Origin of the sequence: Chamaesiphon sp., from assembly GCF_041737865.1 — a bacterium.
GTDB lineage: Bacteria > Cyanobacteriota > Cyanobacteriia > Cyanobacteriales > Chamaesiphonaceae > Chamaesiphon.
On the sequence record NZ_JBGSQZ010000307.1, the window covers coordinates 1 to 5702 of the forward strand.

General features: G+C 41.0%; 7 protein-coding genes and 1 pseudogene. 2 read left to right on the forward strand and 6 right to left on the reverse strand.

Annotation, left to right across the window (positions count from 1 at the left end):
* Positions 1–352, forward strand: a pseudogene (locus tag ACEW9J_RS23755) (AhpC/TSA family protein); the annotation flags it as partial.
* Complete coding sequence (locus ACEW9J_RS23760; RefSeq protein WP_373547544.1) at positions 330–872, forward strand: alpha/beta hydrolase fold domain-containing protein; 543 nt, start codon at positions 330–332, stop codon at positions 870–872. The pseudogene ACEW9J_RS23755 and the gene ACEW9J_RS23760, both read left to right, overlap by 23 nt.
* Positions 873–1070: 198 nt before the next feature.
* Here ACEW9J_RS23760 and ACEW9J_RS23765 read toward each other — a convergent pair whose 3' ends face one another.
* The 6 genes from ACEW9J_RS23765 to ACEW9J_RS23790 form a co-directional block, all read right to left on the reverse strand.
* Complete coding sequence (locus ACEW9J_RS23765; protein ID WP_373547545.1) at positions 1071–1832, reverse strand: hypothetical protein; 762 nt, start codon at positions 1830–1832, stop codon at positions 1071–1073.
* Positions 1833–2526: 694 nt separating this feature from the next.
* The gene (locus ACEW9J_RS23770; protein WP_373547546.1) at positions 2527–2868 is read right to left on the reverse strand and encodes a hypothetical protein; all 342 of its coding nucleotides are present in this window, start codon (positions 2866–2868) and stop codon (positions 2527–2529) included.
* 85 nt (positions 2869–2953) lie between these two features.
* Positions 2954–3361, reverse strand: coding sequence for a hypothetical protein (locus ACEW9J_RS23775; RefSeq protein WP_373547547.1), 408 nt, complete (start codon positions 3359–3361; stop codon positions 2954–2956).
* A gap of 81 nt (positions 3362–3442) precedes the next feature.
* Positions 3443–4501 carry a tetraprenyl-beta-curcumene synthase family protein gene (locus tag ACEW9J_RS23780; protein ID WP_373547550.1) on the reverse strand — a complete coding sequence of 353 codons (1059 nt, stop codon included), beginning with the start codon at positions 4499–4501 and terminating at the stop codon, positions 3443–3445.
* 79 nt (positions 4502–4580) lie between these two features.
* Positions 4581–4799 (reverse strand): hypothetical protein, encoded by a 219-nt coding sequence (locus ACEW9J_RS23785; RefSeq protein ID WP_373547548.1) that lies wholly within the window; start codon positions 4797–4799, stop codon positions 4581–4583.
* 305 nt (positions 4800–5104) lie between these two features.
* Positions 5105–5702 (reverse strand): amylo-alpha-1,6-glucosidase (locus ACEW9J_RS23790; RefSeq protein ID WP_373547549.1); only part of this gene is annotated, 598 nt, incomplete at its 5' end.

Consider the following 5702-nt stretch of genomic DNA (forward strand, 5'->3'; position numbering starts at 1 on the left):
TGATTGGACATTTTTGCACGACCCACAAGGCAAAATCAAACAAGATTTGGAGATTGAAGAGTACACCGATCCCGATCCCACGCCGATGATTCCGCACACTTTCGTGCTGGAACCTGGATTGAAGATTTACAAAATCTATAAGGGTTATTGGTATTGGGGTCGTCCTAGCCTCGCCGAACTGCATCTGGACTTACGCGATATTACCAGCCGAATTCGGTCGGATTATCAAATCGATACGCCCCAGATGCGCTCCAAATGGGAAAGCGGCAACAAAGCGGACTTCTCTCCCTACGGCAAATCACCAGCGCAAACGCTAATCCGAATGGTTAATGCGATCGATCGGTTCGAGTAATCCGATCGAAAACGGCAGTTTCTGCACAGTTGCTACTCAAACACCGATCCTAATTGCCAACCAGAATATTTCACTAAGTTGTCTAATGGCACGAGATCGCCAGGGGAAAATGCCAGTACATCACATGCTGATTTATCCCGTGACCAATTATGCCTTTGATACGCCCTCCTATCAGGAGATTGGTACCAATCCTCAAGTACCGCTCAATCGACTGGGGATGGAATGGTTCTGGGATAAATATTTCAAGAGTCCGGCTGATGGCAGTAATCCTTATGCCTCCCCATTGGGAGCTAAGAGCCTAAAAGGTCTACCACCTGCAACCGTAATTACAGCAGACATCGACCCCTTGAGAAGCGAAGGACAAGCCTACGCGCAGCGATTACGCACCGAAGGCGTAAGTGTTAAAGCCACCAACTATACCAATGTGACTCACGAATTTTTTGGGATGGGAGCAGTCGTAAGTAAGGCTAAACAAGCTGTACAACAAGCAGCAGAATTACGATCGAGTTTCAACCGCTAGTTGTAAACCGTTAAGTAGGGGCGGTTGTTTAACTACTCCTACTTCACAACTCACTATGTTTCGTCTTAACACGGTGATGCCTAATTCTTATCGCGATCGTGACCTGGCTGTGTGTCTCGATCTCAGACGATCGTTGCGTATGAATATCTAACTCTTCATGGCGTACTTGTTTTTAAGCAGTAGCAGTTATTAATTAATTTAACAGGCTGGATCTGGAATGGGTCGTAGCTCGATCGCGCCCATCGACTGAGGTTGCTCCAGGCTAGATCCATACAGTTCGACAAATCGTTTGAAAAGCTGCATGGTATCGCGATTGGATGTTTTGGTCGCTCTGACCCAGCGGCGCGGATTTCCAGTGGCTAATTCGTTCAGATAAGGCAGATCTTCAAACAAGGTCAGGCAAGATGCACAGTGTAAAATTATTTGCAAAATTGGCTTAGGAAATATTATATTACTGTAAATATCTATGAATAACTTATGGGCATTATTAGCAAGTGGTAACATATTAAAAACGATGTTAATCTGCCGATTATGATAGATGGGGATCTTTAGCTCGATTGTATAAGGAGTATGTAAGATTAGCTCTACTTCTATTGTCGGCTTTCTCCATACTCTCAATATATTTAGTGAAGGTTCTAGAGTAGTTTGAAATTTAATACTTCCACCGATTGGTGTCGGTTCAATTTGACCGATATTACCAATCTTCAAACCTTTGAGACTGAACTTGTGAATGGTTTCTAAATGCTTTAAGTTGAGGAGATGGTAGATTTGGCATATATATGGAATAGGTAAAATATATGCTTGACTGATGAGGTGATATTTCTTAAGCTGAAACATTCTTAGCTCGGTCTGGTCGAGATAAGTTTCATATGGCGGGATAGCTGCATCGAGTTTGTAGTGCTTGAGAGTCTTCATACTCTTACCTTTCAAACTTTCGAGTTTTACATTTTTTGTTTTCATGTGTTATTCCAATTCATTAAGCCGCTAATCGAGTCTTCCTACGTTCTTTAGGTAACTTATTTATCTATCTGTAGACTATTTGCTGATTTGAGCTTGATAATCGTGACAATCAATAGCTAATTCCGAGCAGGCAATCTGAGGATTAGCAGTGCATTTTAGATAACGACTATTAACGAAATACTTACAGTCATAACAGGGAACCTGATGCAGCTGTTTAATTAGCATAAATCCGGTCTTCCAATAATAGGCAAAAGCCCAAAAAATACTAAATATCATTCCCCAAGTTAGAGTAAGGCAAATTATAGTCATGGGTTAGTTTAATTAATAATTAACGAATAATAAATTGGGTTAGTAGAGTAGAATCTGCTCGGTGCGTTGCCGTTGTTATTTGTTAAATCTAGGATGGGGCCAACATCTAACTGCTCAGTTAAACTAACTTATCTATATCATGACAATTCTATACATATCTTAATAACTTTCAACTGGATGAGTTTTAACCTTGATTAGCTCGTCAATATGTATAGAGAATTTATGCTCGTTCTATGGTCGTTGCATTCAAATTAAAATCTATTTTAGTAAGACCTTATTTGTTAGATGAATTTAATCAAATAATTAGATTTCTGGCAAGCTATTCCAATTAATAAAGAGTACCCCTAATGAATAGGAATACTCTTTGCTTGTCGAGTAGATCGCTCTAATTTTTACTCTCAGGATCGAGAAGGAAGGGCAATTGATGAATCAACTCATTGTAACTTGTGGGTGGAACCTCTTGAGCGGACAATCCATTCATCAAGCTGTTAATCGGTTCATCAAAAGAGCTTCGCGATCGATTGGTAGGGATCGCCGTCCATCCAGTAGATAGGAGCTTTTGACAAGTCGCCCAACCCTTAGAGCCTCCCGCAATTGGATAATCGGGAATGCAAAGTCCAGGAAAAGCCGTATAAGGTTTCCAGGGATGAAAAGGTTCTAGGCGCAGGTGCAAAGCTAGTTTTCCATTAGAGCTAAAATTGGGAAGCCAACATAGTTGTCCAGACATTTAAGAATCCTGATAAGTTTAAGAAACTGGATGTTAATTATTCAATAGCTGTAGCGATCGCAATCCTTATCAGTCAGAACCACAATCATCGCGATTTTGAGACTAGTTGTGTTGGCTCGATTGGTTTAGATAGCAACATTTGAAATCCGAGTAACCAAGCTATGTTCCGATCTCGCTCGATCCCATAACCTGCCAATGCTATGGCTGGAATATTCCCGCTAGATTCGGTAGTTAATGCCCAACTATCTATCTCTGGCAGTCCTAGATCGGATAAAAGCAAATCATACGATCGAAGCTGTAACTGTAATATTTTGAGTGCAGTATTTATAGGGCTAAGTGCCTCAACTGCTCCCTGAGATTGTTTGAGGATAGTGAGTAATAGGAGATCCTGGTGATTGAGGGCACCGATGTTCGATCCCTGCCAAGTAGTTAGTAATTGCTGCTGCGATCTTGACTGTGATGGTGATGCAATTGTTGAATCTGATTCTGGCATGATAGATAAGCATAGTAAGATTTTTACGCAAATAGAGAACGGGGATCGAAATCCCTATCCTAACTACCTAATTCTCTGAGATTATGGGCTAAATGACATTTTCCATCGATCCCGAATTTGAGCCATAACTAGAGCATTGCCAAGAAAAAAGAATGCCAAACCACCACAAGAGTGAAGAATTTTATTAGCAATTATTTTCACATTTTTTTGAGCGTTAACTTTTGGATCGGCGAGGTAAACACCCAGTAAAGCTCGATTAATCGTGCGATGGAAGTGTGGATGAGGTAACTGAGCAACAGCTCGATCTGCTGCTTTTAGAAAGTAAATAAACCGTTCGCTTATTTCTTGTTCGCTATCATAATAATCACAAAAATTCAGATCGCCGCCAATGCTGTCCTCTGCTCGATCGATTAAATAGTCGAGTAAGATGTGTAGTCCTTGAACCCAGGGGAAGTAGCTATTTTTCACTTCGGTAGCTAGTTCCTCAGAACAGTTTGGATTGCCAGCATAGGCAACCAGACAAAAAATTCCTAAAGTCGAACCAGTACAAGCTGAAAATTCATGCCAACTCAGTTCGGGAAGTCGATCTCGATGTTCTTCAAACCATGCTTGTAAACGCGGAACTCGCTCCTGAACTTGGACGTGTTTATGGACTTGTAAATTACAATAATGATCTGCTAGTTCATATAAGCAAGGAGCAACGCTTCGATAGGACGGCAGGTTTTTTAATACAGCTTGACAAGTTTGGACTAGTTTGATTAGATAGCCACCGTCGTCTTGTTCTTGACGAAACTGATAGTAATTAATGCAGTCAGCATCGGGTGTCAAGGCGTGGATGCAGGCTTGATGTAAAGTATGGAAATCTCTGGGATCTAGTGAAGTGCTGCGATCGCAAAGATTATCTAAATAATCACAAATTGTTTGATAAGCAACTATAAAGCGGATTGTTGGCTCAATTTGGTCTTGAGCGAGTAATCCATAAATCGAGCCACCTTCACAGTGGAATGCTTTGCTTTCAATACTTAATAAGGCTTGCTTACGTAGTTCGGGATTAGGAATTCTTTCAGCTTCTTGCTGCCATAATTCTAAATATTGCCGAACTCTCGGTAGCACTTCGCGGTAAGTTCTGAGCATCAGCATCCCAGCTCCAGATGGAACTTGCGTTGATAAATCTATTTGAATGAGCGAATTATCAATTTTAGGTTCAATTACTATCAAGTTAATTTCCGATTAAATCTAGTTCTACTTCATCTAGTAACACTATAGTTTCTGCGCCTACTCTGCCAAATATAGGTATAGGTATAGCAAGCGGCATCTCGACCAGATATTTCCAAGTTCCGTTTTCATATTTAAAGTTGCGGATAATTCCTTCTCCGCCGATAAAGCTCACCTGTTGATGACGATGAAAACTGCGTACTTTAGTAAGTTCTGCAATCATTATTCAAATTGAGTTATTTTATCTGATACTTTAATTAAAGCAGAAAATATTTAATTTATTATGCGTCTTTTTATATAAATTAATTCAAGATTATCTATACCTTATGATTTAGATTTCTTGACGGTAAATAAATTTAAAAATAAATAACTATATTGCACTAAAGAAAATGGTAATATCCAAAATAAAAATAGATTGAGAGCAGGAATGTGTAACCCAAAATGCAGAATAATAAAGATTATACCTAGACCCAAGAACTGAGTAACTATTTGTTGAAAATTTGGATATGTGCTCATGATTTTTGGTAACTAATAAATATCGATCTTTGATGTGGCTACATCTAACTTTCCCTTCAGGTGCGTAATTTCCCATTGCGTTTGCTCACCCTCCCGCCAAAATCGTAAATCGACAGTGGCATCGCCCACATTTAGATGGGTGAGATGTAGATCTGGCAACCAGTCTGGTAGCACTGGCTGGACTTGCAATCGGTGATGATGTGCATCGGCAACGAGTCCCAAGATGCTGCTAATTAGCCACGGCATCGCGCCTGCTGCCCAGGCTTGGGGGATATTGGCATCCACATAGGGAACGGGAAATTTTTCGGGTAATCGATCGATCCCACCGAACAATTCGGGCATCTGGTTGGATTGAAACATACTCGCAGCCGCAAAAATCCCCTCGGCAATCCGGTTAGCTTCGGCATGGTAGCCGTAGTGTTTTAGCCCAGTAGCGATGAATGAGTTATCGTGTGCCCACACGCTCCCAGTGTGATAACCGATCGGATCGTAGGCAGGATGTTTGGCAGAAAGTGTCCGAATCCCCCAACCACACCATAAATCGGGCTGAAAAAGTCGCTCTACCAGTTGTTTTGCTCGATCTGGTGGCACAATCCCCGACCATAATAAC

Coding starts and splice junctions, on each gene's coding strand:
- ACEW9J_RS23770 (WP_373547546.1), bottom strand. CDS start 2,868: ATGTCTGGACAACTATGTTGGCTTCCCAATTTTAGCTCTAATGGAAAA.
- ACEW9J_RS23775 (WP_373547547.1), bottom strand. CDS start 3,361: ATGCCAGAATCAGATTCAACAATTGCATCACCATCACAGTCAAGATCG.
- ACEW9J_RS23780 (WP_373547550.1), bottom strand. CDS start 4,501: ATGCTGATGCTCAGAACTTACCGCGAAGTGCTACCGAGAGTTCGGCAA.
- ACEW9J_RS23760 (WP_373547544.1), top strand. CDS start 330: ATGCGATCGATCGGTTCGAGTAATCCGATCGAAAACGGCAGTTTCTGC.
- ACEW9J_RS23785 (WP_373547548.1), bottom strand. CDS start 4,799: ATGATTGCAGAACTTACTAAAGTACGCAGTTTTCATCGTCATCAACAG.
- ACEW9J_RS23765 (WP_373547545.1), bottom strand. CDS start 1,832: ATGAAAACAAAAAATGTAAAACTCGAAAGTTTGAAAGGTAAGAGTATG.